Source organism: Candidatus Rhodobacter oscarellae (assembly GCF_001078595.1).
Lineage (GTDB): Bacteria > Pseudomonadota > Alphaproteobacteria > Rhodobacterales > Rhodobacteraceae > Rhodobacter_B > Rhodobacter_B oscarellae.
Window position 1 is genome coordinate 1,450,621 of record NZ_LFTY01000002.1, and the last position, 16,389, is coordinate 1,467,009.

The window sequence follows — 16,389 nt, forward strand, 5'->3', positions numbered from 1 at the left end:
GATGACCTTGGTTGGTGTAACTGGAGGCAGCGGCGGCGCGGGAGGGGCCGTGATCCAAGAGCTCTTGGATCACGGCTTTCAATGCCGCAACCTGGATGTGAAGCCGCCGCGCGCGCCGCTTTGCGACTTCGTGCCGTTGGATATGTGCGACTATGGCGCGGTCTTTGACGCCATGGCCGGCTGCGACGCGGTGGTGCATTTCGCCGGCGATCCGCGCCCGGACGAAGAGCATTTCGCCGCCGCGGACCGCTTTGCCAATAACACGGTCGCCTTGTTCAACGCCTTCAACGCCGCCGCCGCGCATGGCATCAAGCGGGTCGTCTGGGCCAGCTCCGAGACCATCTTTGGCCACCCCTTCGTCACCAACCAGCCGCCCGAGGTGCCGATGGACGAGACCGCCGCGCCCGCGCCGCAGACCGGCTATGCGATCTCTAAGGCCGTATCCGAGACAATCGCCGAGCAGATGGCCGCGCTCCATGACATGACCTTCATCGGGCTGCGGCTGTCCAACGTACTCTATGACGATCCAAGCGCGGATGCCGCGTTTCAGAAGATCCCCGGCTATTGGAGCGACCTTTCCTGCCGCAAATTCAACCTTTGGGGCTATGTCCACATCCGGGACGTCACGCGCGCTGTTCGCCTGGCCCTGGAGGCCAACCTGACCGGCGCCGAGGTCTTCAGCATCGCCGCCTCGGACACCATCATGCGCCAGCCAAGCCGCGCCCTTGTCGCGGCGGTCATGCCAGATGCCACCGTGCTTCCCGCCCTGACCGGCAGAACCGCGATGCTGGACTGCGCCAAGGCCCGCGCCATGCTTGGATGGGAGCCGGAATATAGCTGGCAGGACGTCCTTGGCATCGACGCGAACGCGTCCAGCAAGAAAGAGCTGCTGTGAAGATCACCGACATCAAGGTCCACCTGCTAAAGGAGTGGCGCACGCTCTTGATCGTGGTGGTCGAGACTGACCAGGGCACCTATGGGCTGGGCGAAAGCGGGCTGACAAGCCGCGAATACGCCGTCGAGGGCATGATCCGCGACCTCAAGTCCCTGCTGATCGGGCAGGACCCGTTCCGGATCGAGCATCTCTGGCAGGTGATGTGGCGGTCAGGCTTCCACCCGTCGGGCCAGGTGCTGTCCAGCGCGATCTCGGCCATCGACATGGCGCTCTACGACATCAAGGGCAAGGCGCTTGGCGTGCCGGTCTACGAATTGCTGGGCGGCCGGACGCGGGACAAGGTCCTAAGCTACTGCCACATCCACGGTGACACGCCCGAAGAGACCCTGGCCGCGGCGCGCAAGGCGGTCGCAGAGGGCTGGAAGGTTCTGCGGTGGGAGCCGTCCTACGAACCCGACATGGTCATGCGGGGCCGCTGGGCGGTCGATAAGGCGATCGAGGAGTTCCGCTTGCTTAGGCAAGAGCTTGGCCCCGATATCGAGCTCGCCTTTGACGCCCATACCAAGCTCACGCCGCCGGAAGCCGCCTATTTCTGCGAGCAAATTAAAGCCTATCGTCCAATGTTCGTCGAAGACCCGCTGCGCAGCGAGTTCGCGGATGGCTATTCGCTGCTGCGCCAGCAGACCGGCGTGCCGCTCGCCGCGGGCGAGCAATTTGCGACGAAATGGCAGTTCCGCCAGCTCATCCAGCGCAACCTCATCGACTACGCCCGCGTCGACGTCTGCATCGCCGGTGGATTGACCGAGGCCAAAAAGATCGCCGCCCTGTGCGAGACCCAAATGATCGATCTGACCGTCCATAATCCCATCGGGCCGATCTCGACCGCCGCGTGCCTGCATCTGAACCTCAGCTGCCCCAACGTGCTGGTCCAAGAGTTACCTAGGCGCCCGGGGGAATGTGTGCCCGATCTCATCACGACGGATCAAGTGTGGCGGGACGGCTGGCTGGAATGCGGTGCTGCGCCCGGGCTGGGGGTCGAATTGAACCCGGCGGGCCTGGTCAACTACCCCTTTATCCCCGAGCATCTGCCAATCCTGCGGCGCGAGGACGGGTCATTCGCCAACTGGTAGCCCCCCGGCCGGTCGTCCGGTCGGTCGGGCGAGCGGGCGATGCGCCCCGCTAGAGAGCTCTTATGTTGGGACCGTCCCACGCGCCGATGCGATCGGCGACCAACTGGTTCTGCTCCAGCATTGACGACATGCGCGCGCGCGCCGTCTCGCCGTCGCCGGCCTTGATCGCTTCGGCGACCTCGATATGGCTGCGCCTCGAGACCTTCTCGCTCGGCGCCGCCTGCGCGCCCGTGGGGTAGGAGAATTGCAGCAGCGCCAGGATCAGACCCTGCATCTGCCGCAGCATGATGTTGCCGGTGCTCTCAAGGATGGTGGCGTGGAACGCGTAATCGGCGGCGATCATGCCCTCTGTGCCGTAGGGCTCTGGGCGTATATGCTCGGCGGCCCGCAGAATGATCTCGCGCTGCTCGGTGGTCGCGTTGATTGCGGCCAGGGCGGCGGCCTCCGGCTCGAAGATAAAGCGAAGCTTGGTGCTGTCGCGATAGATCTTCGTGGCCGCGGGGCTGCTGGGCTCGTGCCAATTGATCACGTCCGGGTCGATCAGGTTCCAGCTTTCGAACGGCAAGACGCGGGTGCCGTAGCGCCGCGCCGTGCGCACCATCCCCTTGCCCGAAAGCACCTTGATCGCCTCGCGCACGACGGTTCGAGACACGCCGAGCATGCCGACCAGTTCAGCCTCCATCGGAATGGTGGCGCCAGCGGGAAAATCGCCGCGGGCGATCATCCGGCCCAACGTGTTGACCGCAGTCTTGCCCGCGCCGGTGGGCAACTCGGCCAGATAGATATCAGGCACGTTAAACGGTTGTGTCGACGCGAAACTCATTGAGGCCCCTCTTTTCTAGATAGTGCCTGAGCGCAGGCCCTAATGCCAATGCGTTTCCGTCTCCAGCGGAGCCGTAGGAACACAGAATAAACGAAAGCTTATACCGTGACCTATGAATGCGTGCGAAAATCGCCACGGCATGCACGAGCGGCGGATGCTGAGAGCTATTCTGGCGCCATTCGCGCACAGCCGGAACACCCCACTGACGCCGAAATGGGCACGCTTTGCGCCAAATACGGCCCCGCGGAGGACCCGCATCACGCCGCACGCAACAACGCGACACGCCAAACAAATGGGCCCTCCAGACCTCCCCACAGGTCCGAAGGGCCGCTTGTGCGCTCCGCCGTCGCGGAGCTGCTGTATGCGAAGTCACATCTGGTCGAAGAGCGTGAGCGTCTCTTTCTTTGACAGAATGCGCCGCGCCGGGCGGGCCGCGTCGCTGTCATGGTTCTCTTGAAGCTCGGGGAAGACGTCGTAGATCTCTTGGCGCTGCGCGTTGCCGATCCCGCGCAGGCTGGTGTCGCAGGGCTGGAAGCTCTCGGACCAGCAGCCATCGGCCAGCACCACCTCGTGGCGGTCAAACAGGAAGTGAATATAGGTCGTGGCCAGGGTTTCTACGTCATGCACACCGCGGTGGTTGACCAGGTGCTTGGCGGCCACCAGGACCTCGCGGTCCTCAAAGTAAAGCGCCGTTTGGTCGCTTGTCACCAGCACGCGGTGGTTCGGGCTCAGCCACATGTCGCGCTCGGGCAGCCCGTCGCCAAGGGCGTCCTTGCGGATGAGGATGGGGCGCAGATGCGGGTTCTGCGTAAGTTCACGCCCCGCAATGCTGCGCCACCCAACCCAGCGGATTTCTTGGATGCCATTGTCGCGCGTCACAACCTTGTCGCCCACCGAGAGCGTCTCGACCGCAACCTCGCCTGTGGGCGTCGCGATACGGCTGCCGGGGGTGTAACAAGGCGTTTCTGTTTGTATTTCAGTGGCTACAGCCATGCTCGTTTCGTCTTCCAATATTCCGGTATTCGCAATCAGCGACTGACCGCTGACATGCATAAGACCTACTGCGTTAGGCCGTTCTGGCCGAGGAAAATCATGGCAAGTTTGGGGCAAACCCGGCGTTTGGGCGCGATTTCGGGGGCGGGTTCGACGCAGCCTTGGCCCGCATTGCTGCCAAAATGGAAACAACTGAATTGGCAAAGTGACCGTTCCGAGCACGCCAGGCGCCATACGACGCAAAAACAAGGGCAAAGGCCGGACTCATCGTTTCCAGAGAAGAAACGGGCGCAATGCACGTCAAAGGCGTCTGCGCATCGCCGTATTCTCGCCACAATTATCTCTTTGGCATGATCAATGCCCTGGGCCGCGGCGGCATTGTGCGCCGCGCCACAGGTGTTAACGCGATTCGGGGCCGTCCTCGGCCTGAATCGGTCGGGCGCTGAGCCGCGGCAGCGACAACCAGACCGGCGTGCCGCGCTCTGGCACGCGGCCATCGACGCGCGGCCAGGCCAGGGCCAGGCGCTGCCCCTCGATATCCATCTGGCACAACCCGCTGCCAGGGTCGGCATCCGCCACGACGCCCGGCAATGTCAGGGCGGCGGTGCTGTGCCCGGGATCCTGCGTGGACAGCAAATAGTCCTGCCCCAGCGGCACCGCCCAAAGCTCGCCGACATTGCCCTGCCCGTTCACCCACACCGTAAAGCGCCCGACCTCTAGGTTCACCTGCCCCGGGGCCGCGTTCACCACGCGCCCCACCACGCGCGGCGCGGCGCCGGACCAGTTCGTAAGCTGCCCGTCCTCGATAAAGAGCGTGCGATCCGCCAGAAAGCTGATCTCGGCCGCCGAATGGGTCACATAGATCGCAGGCACCCCGAAATCCGCCACGGCATGGGCGATATAGGGCATCAGATCCAGCTTGCGGGCGCGGTCCAGCCCGGTCAGCGGCTCGTCCATCAGCAGGATGCGCGGCGCCGAGGCCAGGGCCCGCCCCAGGGCCACCCGGCGCGTCTCGCCCCCCGACAAGGTTTCGGGCGAGCGTGCCAGCAGCGGACGCAGGTCCAGCGCCCGCACCACCGCCTCCACAAGCTCCTCGGACGCCTGCCGCCGTATCGCGCCATAGGCCAGGTTCTGCGCCACGTTCAGATGCGGGAACAGCTTGGCGTCCTGGAACACATAGCCCACGCCGCGGCGGGCCGGGCGCATCCGCGACCAGTTCTCGCCAGCGAAGTTGATGCGCCCCGTGGCGGAGGGCTCCAGCCCGGCCAGGGCCCGCAGCAAGGTCGTCTTGCCGCTGCCCGAAGGGCCAGACAGCGCGGTGATCCCCGACAGCGGCACCTCCGCCGCGGCCTCTAGCTTGAAGCCGGGCTTGCGCACCGCAAGGTCAAAGGTCAAGAGCTCAGACACCGGCCCGCAGCCCGCGCTGGTTCAGCAGATAGACCAAGACCAGCACCACGAAACTGAACACCAAGAGCCCGCCGGACAGGATATGCGCCGTCTGGTAGTCCAGCGTCTCGACCGCCGAGTAGATCTCGATAGAGATCACCCGCGTGCGGTCGGGGATGTTGCCGCCCACCATCAGAACCACGCCGAACTCACCCACCGTATGGGCAAAGCTCAGCACCGCCGCCGCCAGGATGCCGCGGCGCGACAGCGGCAGCACGACCGAGCGGAACTGGTCCCAGCGCGACGCGCCCAGCGTGGCCGCCGCCTCCATCATGCCGCGCCCTACCCCCTGGAAGGCCGCCTGCATCGGCTGCACCGCGAAGGGCAGCGAGTAAAACAGCGACGCCACCACGAGGCCGGAGAAGCTGAAGGTCAACTGCTCGCCCGTCAGCCGCACCCAGAAGGCGCCGATTGGGGTGTTCGGGCTCATCAGGATCAGCAGGTAGAACCCCAGCACCGTGGGCGGCAGCACCAGCGGCAGCGCGGTGACGGCCTCGACGATGGGGCGCAGCCGCGACTTGGTATGCGCCAGCCACCAGGCGATGGGCATGCCGATCAGCAAGAGCAGCACCATGGTGACCCCCGCGAGCTGCAGCGTCAGAAGGATCGGCCCGCTAAAGCTCACTGCGGGACCTCATAGCCCGCATCCGAAATGATCTGGCGCGCGAAGGGCGCGCTTAGGAACTCCAGAAAGGCGCGCGCCGCTGGGTTCGCCGCGGCCCGCTTCAGCAAGGCTGCATCCTGCTGGATCGGCGCGTGGCGCGCATCCGGCAGCTCCAGCACCCAGATATCGCCCTCGAAGGTGCGCGCCTGGGCCAGCGCCACAAGCCCCGCATCCACATTGCCGGTCGCCACGAATGTAAAGGCCTGCCCGACGCTTTCGCCCATCACGACATTGGACTGCCAGGTCGCGCCGCGCTCTGCGCGCAGCACGTCCCGCGCCGCCGCGCCATAGGGCGCCACCGCCGGATCGGCGATGGCAAAGCGCAGCGATGGCCGGGCCAGGATCTCGTCCAGCGTGCCCGGCTTGGTCCTTTCGCCATGCACCAGCGCTAGGCGCCCGATTGCGTAGGTGGCGATCCCGCCCTCGGCCACCTCGCCAACCTCGCGCAGCCGCGCCGGGCGCGCCGCATCCGCCGACAGGAACACGTCAAAGGGCGCCCCCGCCCGGATCTGCGCGAAGAGCTTGCCGGTGGAGCCATGCACCAGGTCCACCTCGTGGCCGGTCTGCGCCGAGAACACCGCCGCCACGTCCCGCGCCGTGGTCAAGAAGTTCGCCGCGACCGCAACGGTCACGCGCTCGGCCATCGCAGGCCGGGCCGCGCCCGCCGCAGCAAGCAGAACCACCAGTAGAATCGCCGCATATCTCATCGCTTACGATGTCGCGCGACCAGGGCCCCAAGCGCAAGGGGGCTCGTCGAGGCGGCGCAAGTTAGGGTTTCGTTAGCCAAGCCAATGTAACTTATGTGACATAAGCGCAGGAGACCGCATGCCCGCACGCGACGAGATTCATACGGCCTATACGCGCGGTGATATCCGACGCGCCGTGGCCATGGCCTCAGATTACTGCGAGGATCACCCGAAGGATTTTGAGATCCTGGCGCTCATCGGCGCGGGCCTTACACGCATGCGGCATCTGGACCTGGCGGAGCGTCTGTTCTTGCAGCTTTGCGAGGCCGCGCCCACGGCTGCGCATCTGCGCGGGCTGGGGCTGGTGCACAGCTCGCGCGGAGACATGATGACCGCGCGCAAGCTGCTGCAAGAGGCGATCGCGCAGGAGCCGCATGATGTCCTGTCTCTGGCCGCATTTGCTGAGATCCATCGCTTTCGGCGCGGCGAGAAGCTGCTTGGGCATATCGAGGGGCTGCTGGCCGAGACCTGGCAGGAGCCGGACTGGCTCAGCCAGGTGCATTACGTCATGTGCAAGGCCATGCAGGACACGGGCCAGTGGCGGCGCGCCTGGCAGCACGCCGAACACGGCGCAAAGCTGGCCCAAGCCGCGCCGTATCAGCCGGCGCTGATGGATAGCTGGCGCGCGGGATTGCTTGATCTGGCCGCGCTTGGCGCCGCGGCGCCGCGGGATCACAACGGACCGCAAGGCGAGAACCAGATCTTCGTGGTCGGCATGCCGCGCTCTGGCACCACGCTGCTAGAGGCGCTTTTGTCCAACGCCACTGGCGTGGCAAGCTGTGGCGAGGTATCGCTGATCTCGGACCGCGCCAAGGCGGGCTTTGCGCGGCGCGACGCGATGGGAGAGCTATCGCATCGCTGGTTGCTGGGGGCCTCAAGCGACGATCTTGCGGCCTGGGCCTCGGAATATGTCTCCGAGGTGCAGACCGCCGCAAACGCGCGGCGCTACGTGGACAAATTCCCCGGAAACATCCTCTGCCTGCCCCATATCGGCGCGCTGTTCCCAAAGGCGCGCATCCTGCATATCCGCCGCGACCCCCTAGACACCTGCGTTTCATGCTTCACCGGCCGCTTCTTCAACGGCAACAGCTTTGCGCTGGATATCGGGCATTTGGCGCATGCCTTCGCGCTTTACGAGGGCTGCGCGGCGGATGTGCAGGCGGCGCTGCCCAATCCCTATCATGAGGTCTCCTATGAGCGGCTGGTCACGACGCCCCGCGAGGAGATGCAAAAGGTAATGGCGTTTCTGGATCTGCCTTGGGAGGACGCGGTTATGCACCCGGAGGCGGCGCGCAACGCGGTGGTCACCCGCTCGCGCGGGCAGGTGCGTCAAAAGATCCACCGCAGATCGGTGCAGCGCTGGAAGCGATACAGCACCGCCGTGGCCCCGTTGGCGCAGGCCCTGGCGGCGCAGGGTGTGAACATTGGCGAGGGGCAGGTATTGCTGCGCGAGGACACCGCGCGCATGAACTGATCCTGGAGGGTATACACCCCAGCCGGGACCGCTTGCTGCATCCCGTAGGCGCGGCCTCGCTCGCGGCTGATACCATTTGACGCCCCACTCTGCTTTTACCCGCCGCGCCTCGAAACATGTCATGGATTTGTCATCCCGGGTCGAATAGGTTGGCGCCAACCAAGAGCATCCGGGGAGCGGCGCCCACGCCGACCCCGCCCGAGCGGCGCAGTGAATGGCAAACGAAATTTTTGACCTAAGGGTCCGTAATCTCGAGGTTTTAGGGACTCGGGACCGCTCGATTCTGTCGGTGCCGCGACTGGAGGCACCGGCGGGTTGCGCGCTGGGCATCCATGGGCCGTCTGGCGCCGGCAAATCCACGCTGCTTTTTGCGCTGGCCGGGCTCTTGGGCCAAACCAAGGGCCAGGTGCTTTGGGGCCCCACCGACCTCAACAGACAGAGCGAACGCCAGCGCAGCCGCTTTCGCGCCGCGAATATCGGCATGATATTCCAGGACTTTCTGCTGTTTGACGAGCTGGGCCCGGTGGACAATGCCGCGTTGCAGACCCTGTTTGCGCCGCACGCACGCCGCCCTGGCATCCGCCGCATGGCCCGCGACCTTCTGACCAGTCTGGGGATCGAGCAGGACAGCCGCAGCGTGGCAAGCTTTTCTGGCGGCGAGCGCCAGCGCGTGGCCGTGGCGCGCGCGCTGGCCCATGACCCGATGATCGTGCTCGCCGACGAACCCACCGCCAGCCTGCACCGCGCCGCCGCGGACGCGCTGACCGACGACCTTATCTCGCGGGTCGAGGATCGCGGCTGTAGCCTGATCGTGGTCAGCCATGACGACCGACTGCTGGACCGCATGGATCGCGTCATCTCGCTGGAGCATGGCACGGTCACAGGTGGGATCGCCGCGTGATGTGGCAGAACTTCTGGCAGGAGCTCTCGACGAATGCGCAGAATGCGCTGATGGCCGCCGGATTGGTGTTGCCGGTGTTGCTGTGCTGGGTCTTGGTGCGCCGGGGCTTCCGCCCGGCCCCCTTGGTGCGCGCGATCCTTTGGCGCTACCGCTGGGCCAATGCGATGTTCACGCTGCTGATCGCCATATCCGTGGGCATGGGGCTTGGGCTGATCGCGCAAGAGCGCGGCTTGCGCAAGGGCATGGCCCAGGCGGCGGACAAGTTCGACATCGTGATCACCGCGCCGGGCAGCGAGCTGACGATGATGCTGGCCAGCGTGTTCCTGCGCGCGACAGACACGCCCTTGCTGGACGGGCCGACCTATAACGAGATCGCCAACCACCCGCGGGTCGAGCTTGCCGCCCCGCTGGCCTTTGGGGATTCGGTGGGCGAGGCCCCGGTGGTCGGCACCACGGCGTCCTTTGTGACGCATCTCAGCGACGGGCGCATCGAGGGGCGCATGTTCGCCACCCCATACGAGGCGGTGATCGGCGCCGCCGTGCCAATGCAAATCGGCGACAGCACCATCCCCGCCCATGGGCGCGGCGCGGCGGCGATTGCGGATGCCCATGCGGACGAGATCACCGTGGTCGGGCGTATGGCCCGCACCGGGTCGCCCTGGGACAACGCCGTGCTCACCCCGGTAGAGGGCGTCTGGCTGGTGCACGGGCTGGCGGACGGCCACGCGCCGGGCTCTGAGGCCACCCTGGGCGAGCCCTTCGACGCCGAGTACTTCCCAGGCACGCCCGCGGTGATCGTGCGCGCCGGCAGCCTGGCCGCGGCGTATGCGCTGCGCTCGGAATTCACCCGCGAGGCCGAGACCATGGCCTTCTTTCCGGGCGCCGTTCTGGCCAATCTCTACCGCGTGATGGGCGATGTGCGCCAAGCGATGTCAATCATGGCCACGGTCACCCAGGCGCTGGTGGCGGCGAGCGTCCTGCTGGGGCTTTTCATCCTCGTGCGGCTGTTTCAGCGCCAGATGGCGCTTTTGCGCGCGCTAGGCGCGCCGGGGCGGTTCATCTTTGCGGTGATTTGGTCCTACTGCGCGACGCTCTTGGTCGCGGGCGCGGCGCTGGGCGCCGTGCTGGGCCTTGGCGCGACATGGGTGCTGGGGCGCATCGTGACCGCCCGCACCGACATCCTGGTCGAGGCTTCCCTGGGCTGGACCGAGCTGCATCTTGGGCTGGGCTTTGTGACCCTCGCGAGCCTATTGTCGCTGCTGCCCGCCTGGGCCCAGCTGCGTCAACCGGTGGTGTCGCATCTGCGCGGCTAGCGCCCGCGCCTGAGCCAATCCGTGATCTCGCGCCTTGAGGCGCCATGGAACTCGCTCCGTGCGATCACGCCAGCGACGAGCTTTTTGCGATCTACAGGGCGTGCGCTTTTCCACTCTGGCATTGCGAGCCACACATGGGTGACTTTCCCAGACGCATCGGTCTCGGCGACCATCTTCGGGCGTTCGTTTCTCACTATTCCCCCAATTCTTTGTCTGTCCCCTGACGCAATATGGACCGCCGCCAAACCTGTGCAAGTTATTTGGCGAAGCTGTGGATAGGTCACCGAGTTATCCCCAGATTGAAACAATTCACGCTGGTTTTGTGATCAGTTGCCGCCTTTTGAACCTTTTTTGGCCCACGAGCCGTCACCCTAACAGGCTTACCTGGTTGTGGGGTCAACCGCGCCAGGAGCAAGGCGCCGGACCCCGCCCCGCTCGCAGGCGAGCATATAGGAAAGGGTAGTAACGATGGAAGTGAAGCAACAGACACAGCCGAAAGAGATCAAGGCCACGCCCCCCAAGGCCGCACCAATTCCCCTGGCGGACCGTCGGCGGATGGATCAGGCGCAAGAGGCGGTCAAACCGCAGCCAGAGCTCATTCGCGACTGGGCGAGCATCTAGGGGCGCAAAGCCCAGCTTAAAAAACAGCGGCGCCGACCCAGAAGGACCAGCGCCGCCGCTTTGACATCTATTGATTGGGCTTAGCCGACCAGCTCAAGGCCCGAGAAGAAATACGCGATCTCGACCGCGGCGGTCTCTGGTGCGTCAGAGCCGTGAACCGAGTTCTCGCCAACGGATTCGGCAAACTCGGCGCGGATCGTGCCGGGGGCGGCATCGGCGGGGTTGGTGGCGCCCATGACTTCGCGGTTCTTGGCGATTGCGCCCTCACCTTCCAGCACCTGCACGACCACCGGCTCGGAGGCCATGAACTCGCACAGTTCGTCGTAGAACGGGCGCTCGGAATGCACCGCGTAGAACACGCCCGCCTGGGCCTTGGACAGGTGGATACGCTTTTGCGCGACGATGCGCAGGCCGGCATCCTCGAACTTGGCGTTGATCTTGCCGGTCAGGTTGCGCTTGGTGGCATCGGGTTTGATGATGGAAAGTGTGCGTTCGGTGGCCATGACTGCCCTCTTGAAGGTTGCGCGACGGACCCCGCGCCCACCGCTCTTGCCGCGCCCCCTAGCATGGTCGGCGCGCCTTGAAAAGCGGTGCAATCGCGGTTCCTCCCGCACCAGCAAAAGCTCATAGTCGATGACATGCGCGCTGCCGCTTTCCCTGCCCGTCCGGCAGTGCTAAGCCCCGGCGCATGCTGCGTATCGACAACATAACTTTCGCCATGGATGGCCGCCCCTTGATCGAGGGCGCGAGTGCTGTGATCCCCGAGGGCCACAAGGTCGGCCTGGTGGGGCGCAACGGCACTGGCAAGACCACGCTGTTTCGGCTGATCCGGGGCGAGCTGGCGCTGGAATCGGGCAATATCTCACTGCCCAAAGGCGCCCGGATCGGCGGCGTCGCGCAGGAGGTGCCCGGCAATGAGGTGTCCCTTCTGGACACGGTGCTGGCGGCGGATACCGAGCGCGCGGCCCTGCTGGCGGATACCAGCCAAGACCCTGACCGTATTGCAGAAATCCAGACAAGGCTAAGCGATATCGACGCCTGGTCGGCTGAGGCGCGCGCCTCTAGTATCCTGCGCGGCCTGGGCTTTAACCACGAAGAGCAGGCCATGCCCTGCTCGGCCTTCTCCGGTGGCTGGCGGATGCGCGTGGCCCTGGCGGCGGTGCTGTTCTCTGCGCCCGATCTGCTGCTGCTCGACGAGCCAACCAACTACCTGGACCTCGAGGGCGCGCTGTGGCTGGAAAGCTACCTGGCGCGCTACCCGCATACCGTCATCATCGTCAGCCATGACCGCGGGCTCTTGAACCGCGCCGTCGGCGCGATCCTGCATCTCGACCAGCGCCGGCTGACCTTCTACCAGGGCCCCTATGACCAATTCGCGCGCCAGCGGGCCGAACGCGCCGCGCAGGCCAGCGCGATGGCGAAGAAGCAAGAGGCCCGCCGCGCCCATCTGCAATCCTATGTGGACCGATTCCGCTACAAGGCGGACAAGGCCAAACAGGCCCAGTCCCGCCTAAAGGCCATCGCCCGGATGGAGATGATCACCCCGCCCGAGGAGGCCGCGGCCCAAGTCTTTACCTTCCCCGAGCCCGAGGAACTCTCGCCGCCCATCGTGAACCTGGAATCGGCCTCCGTAGGCTATAACGACAGCGCGGTGCTGAAAAAGCTGAACCTGCGCATTGACCAGGATGACCGCATCGCCCTTTTGGGCCGCAACGGCGAGGGAAAATCCACCCTTTCCAAGCTCTTGGCGGAGAAACTTGAGGCGATGGGCGGACGTATGACGCGCGCCCGCAAGCTGCGCGTGGGCTATTTCGCCCAGCACCAGGTGGACGAGCTGCATCTCGACGAGACACCCCTGCAGCATCTGCAGCGCGCGCGGCCCAGCACGCCTCCGTCTCGGCTGCGCCCGATGCTTGCCGGTTTCGGGCTATTGGCCGAGCAAGCCGAGATCGTGGTGGCCAAGCTCTCCGGCGGGCAAAAGGCGCGGCTGTCGCTTCTGCTGGCCACATTGGACGCGCCGCATCTGCTGATCCTGGACGAGCCGACCAACCACCTGGACATCCAATCGCGTGAGGGCCTTGTCGAGGCCCTGACCGCCTATACCGGCGCGGTGATCCTGGTCAGCCACGACATGCATCTGCTGGAACATGTGGCCGACCGGCTGTGGCTGGTGAACAAGAGCGCCGTGACCCCCTATGAGGGCAGTTTAGAAGATTACCGCAAGCTGCTGCTTACGCAGGATAAACCCGAGAAACTGAAGGCCGTGGAAAAGCCGAAACCCGTCAGCCGCGACCGCCTGATGGCGCTGCGCTCGGACGTGCGCAAATGCGAGGATCGCATGTCCAAGCTGGAGGCGATGCGCGAGAAGTTGAGCGTCAAACTGGCCGATCCGGCGCTCTATGAGCCCGGCAAGTCCGGCGAGGCCGAGGTTTGGCAGAAGAAATACGCCGAGGTGATGGACGGGCTCGACCGCGCCGAGGAGCTGTGGCTGGCCGCGCAACAAAAGCTGGAAGCGGCGGAGACGCGTTAGAATGGATCCCATTGCCCTGCTCACGGTGTTCACCGCGCTCTTCGTGATCATAGACCCGATTGGTTTGGCGCCGCTCTTTGTCGCCCTGACGCAGGGCATGAGCGCCAAGGCCAGGCGCCGCATCGCCCTGCGCGCCTGCTTCGTGGCCTTGGCCTTGCTGACGCTGTTTGGCCTGCTGGGGGACGCTTTGCTGGGCGCTGTTGGGATCTCCATGCCGGCCTTCCGCATCGCGGGCGGGATCCTGCTGTTCCTGACCGCGCTCGACATGCTCTTTGAGCGGCGCACCAAGCGCCGCAAGGACCGCGCCGACGAGGATGACCCCTCCGAGGACCCCTCGGTCTTCCCCCTCGCCCTGCCGCTGATCGCCGGTCCCGGCGCGATGGCCACAATGGTTCTTTTGGCGGGCGCACCGGGCACCCCTTGGGAGACCGTGCTCGGCGTGCACCTGGCGATGCTGGGCGTGATCGCCCTGGTTTTCGTGCTGTTTTTGACCGCGGGAACATTGGAGCGCATCCTGGGACCCACGGGGATCATGGTGGTGACGCGCCTTCTGGGGATGCTTTTGGCGGCGCTTTCTGTTCAGTTCGTGGTCGACGGGGCGGCGGATCTCGGGCTTGTTATGGCCCCAAAGGGCTGACAATTCCCGAATTCGCGCCTATCTGACTTGCAGGAGGTGCCTATGACCGGCGACGAGACGGCAAGACTGATCTACTTAGCGCTCTTGGGCAGCGTGATCGCGGGCTATGCGCTTTTGGCCAATCGCAAGCAGCTGGGCACGATGCTGCGCCATGGATTGCTTTGGGCGCTCATCATCCTTGGCCTCGTGGCCGGCTATGGGCTTTGGGAGGATGTGCGGCGCGATCTGGTGCCGCAGCAGGCCGTCTTTGCCGACGAGGCCCGTATCGAGCTGCCGCGGCAGCAGGATGGGCACTACTACCTGCGCGCTGATCTGGACGGGCAGCGGATAGATTTCATCGTGGACACCGGCGCGACCGATATCGTGCTGAGCCGCCAGGACGCCGAAAAGGTCGGTGTCGACCTCGACAGCCTCATCTATTCCGGCATCGCCAACACCGCCAATGGCCAGGTGCGCTCTGCCCGCGCGGTGATTGACCTGTTCGAGGTCGGCGACATCGTCGATCGCAATGTCACCGTTTGGGTGAACGAGGGCGAGTTGATCGGTTCGCTCTTGGGAATGGCCTACCTGCAGCGGTTTGACCGGATCGAGATCGCCGACGACATGTTGGTGCTGCACCGGTAACCCCCGCTTGCCTGGTCACGAGGCGCGCAGCTGATGCGGCGGGCTCTGCATGCTATTACCTTGATCGGCCGGATCGACGGGTGTTGTCTTGAACTTCGCGACGAGCTGCGCCCCCTAACGTCGCAGCTTGTCCAAGAGCCGTTCCAACCTCCTTGAGGAGATATCGCGCGCAATCATCACGATCCGCGACGTCGTGTCCCCGGCCTGCCAGCCCTCTAACGGCACCGGGCTGTCGAATGTGTGCTGCACGCCGTGGAAGACATAGGGCAGCGGTTCGCCCCCCAGAAACACGATCCCCTTTATGCGCAGGATATCCGAGCCGCGCTGATCCATCAGGTTACTGATCCATTTGCTCAATTTGGCGCGCTTAATGGGGCGATCAAGGACCAGAGACGCGGAGCTGATGCGCCCATCATGGGGCAATGCCACCGGTTGCGGCGCGGCGGTTGCGGCCATGCCTGACAGGTTTGCCAAGGGGTCCATGGCCTCGACCAAAGGCTTTGGCGTGAGCCAGTCCAGCGCCTCGCGCGCTGTGACGTCCCAGCGGCCACCCGAACGCCCCCAAAGCATGCCCGGCGACGCGACAACATCCGCCACCTCCACGACGCGCGCCGTCTCGTTCAGGCCCAGCAGCCGTTTTCGCAACGCGCGCGCCGCGGAGGTCGTGGCCAAATCGGTCTTTGTCAAAACGATCAAATCGGCCATCGCCACCTGCGAGACCGCCTCGAACTGCGCATCCAATGTCCGCTGCCCGTTCACCGCATCCGCAAGCGTGATAATGCCATCCAGTTGGACCGCGCCGGCCAAAGCCGGGTCCGTCAACAGCGTGCGCTGGATCGGACCGGGATCCGCAAGGCCCGTGGTTTCAATCACGATGCGGTCAAACTGCAAAGCACCCGAGGCACGCCGCTCCAAAAGGCTCGGGATTGTAGTTGCGAGGTCGCCCCGGATCGAGCAGCAGATGCAGCCGGAAGAGAGCAGCGTTACATCCTCGTCCGTGGCCTGAATCAGGTCGTGATCCAGCCCCACATCCCCGAACTCGTTCACAATGATCGCAAGCCGCCCGGACCGCTCGTCCACCAGGACCCTATTAAGCAGCGTCGACTTTCCGGCGCCGAGAAAGCCGGTCAGCAACGTTATCGGAAGGCGGGTTTTGTTCATAACCGGCGGAGTGTTTCCTGAGTGCGCGCGATTCCAGAAGCCAATAGTCGCGCGATTTCGGGGGCTGGGGAAGCCCCGACTTCTTGCTCAAAATGAACGACTACTTGAGCTGGATCCGACCTTTGAATTCAAGCGCACCGTCCTGACAACCCTTGCCGACACCAGACGCGACGGAACCCAAACAATGCAACCGCCCGAGCTTGCCTCGGGCAGCGGCCGACCTCCCCAAGGAGGCCGCTTTTGCAACGTCGCAACCCATTGGAACGCTGGCGTTGTCGAAGATCGCTCGCAACACAGAACTGTCGCGCAGGCGTCCTCCAGGTCGGCCGCTGCCCGCGTTGCGCTTGGCTCAAGGTGGAGGCCCCGGGTCAAGCTCGGTGCACTTGATCTCAATGTCCGCTCCTAGGCCTAATATCACCCAGCCACTGGTG

At 65.0% G+C, this 16,389-nt stretch carries 16 protein-coding genes; 9 read left to right on the forward strand and 7 right to left on the reverse strand.

All coding sequences use genetic code 11. The features are described from left to right. Nucleotide 1 precedes the first annotated feature (1 nt). Both AIOL_RS11820 and dgoD read left to right on the forward strand, forming a co-directional pair. A complete protein-coding gene (locus AIOL_RS11820; RefSeq protein WP_049643160.1) occupies nt 2-895 on the forward strand; it encodes an NAD-dependent epimerase/dehydratase family protein in 894 nt (297 codons plus the stop codon). After that, complete coding sequence (gene dgoD / locus AIOL_RS11825) at nt 892-2,025, forward strand: galactonate dehydratase (protein WP_049643161.1); 1,134 nt, start codon at nt 892-894, stop codon at nt 2,023-2,025. The genes AIOL_RS11820 and dgoD overlap by 4 nt, the downstream gene beginning before the upstream one ends. 49 nt (nt 2,026-2,074) lie before the next feature. Here the strand turns inward: dgoD and AIOL_RS11830 are convergent, their stop codons facing one another. The 5 genes from AIOL_RS11830 to modA all read right to left on the reverse strand — a co-directional run bounded on the left by AIOL_RS11830 (nt 2,075) and on the right by modA (nt 6,658). Continuing rightward, on the reverse strand, nt 2,075-2,848 hold the full coding sequence (locus AIOL_RS11830; RefSeq protein WP_082152558.1) for a FadR/GntR family transcriptional regulator: 774 nt from the start codon (nt 2,846-2,848) through the stop codon (nt 2,075-2,077). Between the two features lie 369 nt (nt 2,849-3,217). Further along, nucleotides 3,218-3,841 carry a Hint domain-containing protein gene (locus AIOL_RS11835; protein WP_049645413.1) on the reverse strand — a complete coding sequence of 208 codons (624 nt, stop codon included), beginning with the start codon at nt 3,839-3,841 and terminating at the stop codon, nt 3,218-3,220. A 399-nt stretch (nt 3,842-4,240) separates the two neighbouring features. Beyond that, nucleotides 4,241-5,248, reverse strand: coding sequence for an ATP-binding cassette domain-containing protein (locus AIOL_RS24445; protein ID WP_082152559.1), 1,008 nt, complete (start codon nt 5,246-5,248; stop codon nt 4,241-4,243). Next, complete coding sequence (modB, locus tag AIOL_RS11845; protein WP_049643163.1) at nt 5,241-5,912, reverse strand: molybdate ABC transporter permease subunit; 672 nt, start codon at nt 5,910-5,912, stop codon at nt 5,241-5,243. Before modB ends, AIOL_RS24445 begins: the two co-directional genes overlap by 8 nt. Next, nucleotides 5,909-6,658, reverse strand: coding sequence for a molybdate ABC transporter substrate-binding protein (modA, locus tag AIOL_RS11850; RefSeq protein WP_049643164.1), 750 nt, complete (start codon nt 6,656-6,658; stop codon nt 5,909-5,911). Before modA ends, modB begins: the two co-directional genes overlap by 4 nt. A 118-nt stretch (nt 6,659-6,776) precedes the next feature. On the opposite strand from modA, the gene AIOL_RS11855 reads away from it, so the two are divergent. From AIOL_RS11855 to AIOL_RS25510, 4 genes are all read left to right on the forward strand, one after another. Continuing rightward, the gene (locus tag AIOL_RS11855; RefSeq protein ID WP_049643165.1) at nt 6,777-8,171 is read left to right on the forward strand and encodes a tetratricopeptide repeat-containing sulfotransferase family protein; all 1,395 of its coding nucleotides are present in this window, start codon (nt 6,777-6,779) and stop codon (nt 8,169-8,171) included. Between the two features lie 214 nt (nt 8,172-8,385). Continuing rightward, nucleotides 8,386-9,072 (forward strand): ABC transporter ATP-binding protein, encoded by a 687-nt coding sequence (locus AIOL_RS11860; protein WP_049643166.1) that lies wholly within the window; start codon nt 8,386-8,388, stop codon nt 9,070-9,072. Then, a complete protein-coding gene (locus AIOL_RS11865; protein WP_049643167.1) occupies nt 9,072-10,385 on the forward strand; it encodes an FtsX-like permease family protein in 1,314 nt (437 codons plus the stop codon). The genes AIOL_RS11860 and AIOL_RS11865 overlap by 1 nt, the downstream gene beginning before the upstream one ends. A gap of 468 nt (nt 10,386-10,853) precedes the next feature. After that, a complete protein-coding gene (locus AIOL_RS25510) occupies nt 10,854-11,006 on the forward strand; it encodes a hypothetical protein (RefSeq protein ID WP_160314476.1) in 153 nt (50 codons plus the stop codon). Nucleotides 11,007-11,086: 80 nt separating this feature from the next. On the opposite strand, the gene ndk is transcribed toward AIOL_RS25510, so the two are convergent. Next, nucleotides 11,087-11,509: a nucleoside-diphosphate kinase gene (gene ndk, locus AIOL_RS11870; RefSeq protein ID WP_049643168.1), complete on the reverse strand. Its 423-nt coding sequence runs from the start codon at nt 11,507-11,509 to the stop codon at nt 11,087-11,089. A gap of 185 nt (nt 11,510-11,694) precedes the next feature. On the opposite strand from ndk, the gene AIOL_RS11875 reads away from it, so the two are divergent. The 3 genes from AIOL_RS11875 to AIOL_RS11885 are packed head-to-tail and all read left to right on the forward strand — an operon-like array spanning nt 11,695 to nt 14,797. Then, nucleotides 11,695-13,536: an ABC-F family ATP-binding cassette domain-containing protein gene (locus AIOL_RS11875; protein WP_049643169.1), complete on the forward strand. Its 1,842-nt coding sequence runs from the start codon at nt 11,695-11,697 to the stop codon at nt 13,534-13,536. 1 nt (nt 13,537) lies between these two features. Then, entirely contained in the window at nt 13,538-14,173 is a 636-nt protein-coding gene (locus tag AIOL_RS11880) for a MarC family protein (RefSeq protein ID WP_049643170.1), read from the forward strand. A gap of 42 nt (nt 14,174-14,215) precedes the next feature. Beyond that, complete coding sequence (locus tag AIOL_RS11885) at nt 14,216-14,797, forward strand: retropepsin-like aspartic protease family protein (protein WP_049643171.1); 582 nt, start codon at nt 14,216-14,218, stop codon at nt 14,795-14,797. 114 nt (nt 14,798-14,911) lie between these two features. Here the strand turns inward: AIOL_RS11885 and AIOL_RS11890 are convergent, their stop codons facing one another. Beyond that, a complete protein-coding gene (locus AIOL_RS11890; RefSeq protein WP_049643172.1) occupies nt 14,912-15,958 on the reverse strand; it encodes a CobW family GTP-binding protein in 1,047 nt (348 codons plus the stop codon). Between the last annotated feature and the right edge of the window lie 431 nt (nt 15,959-16,389).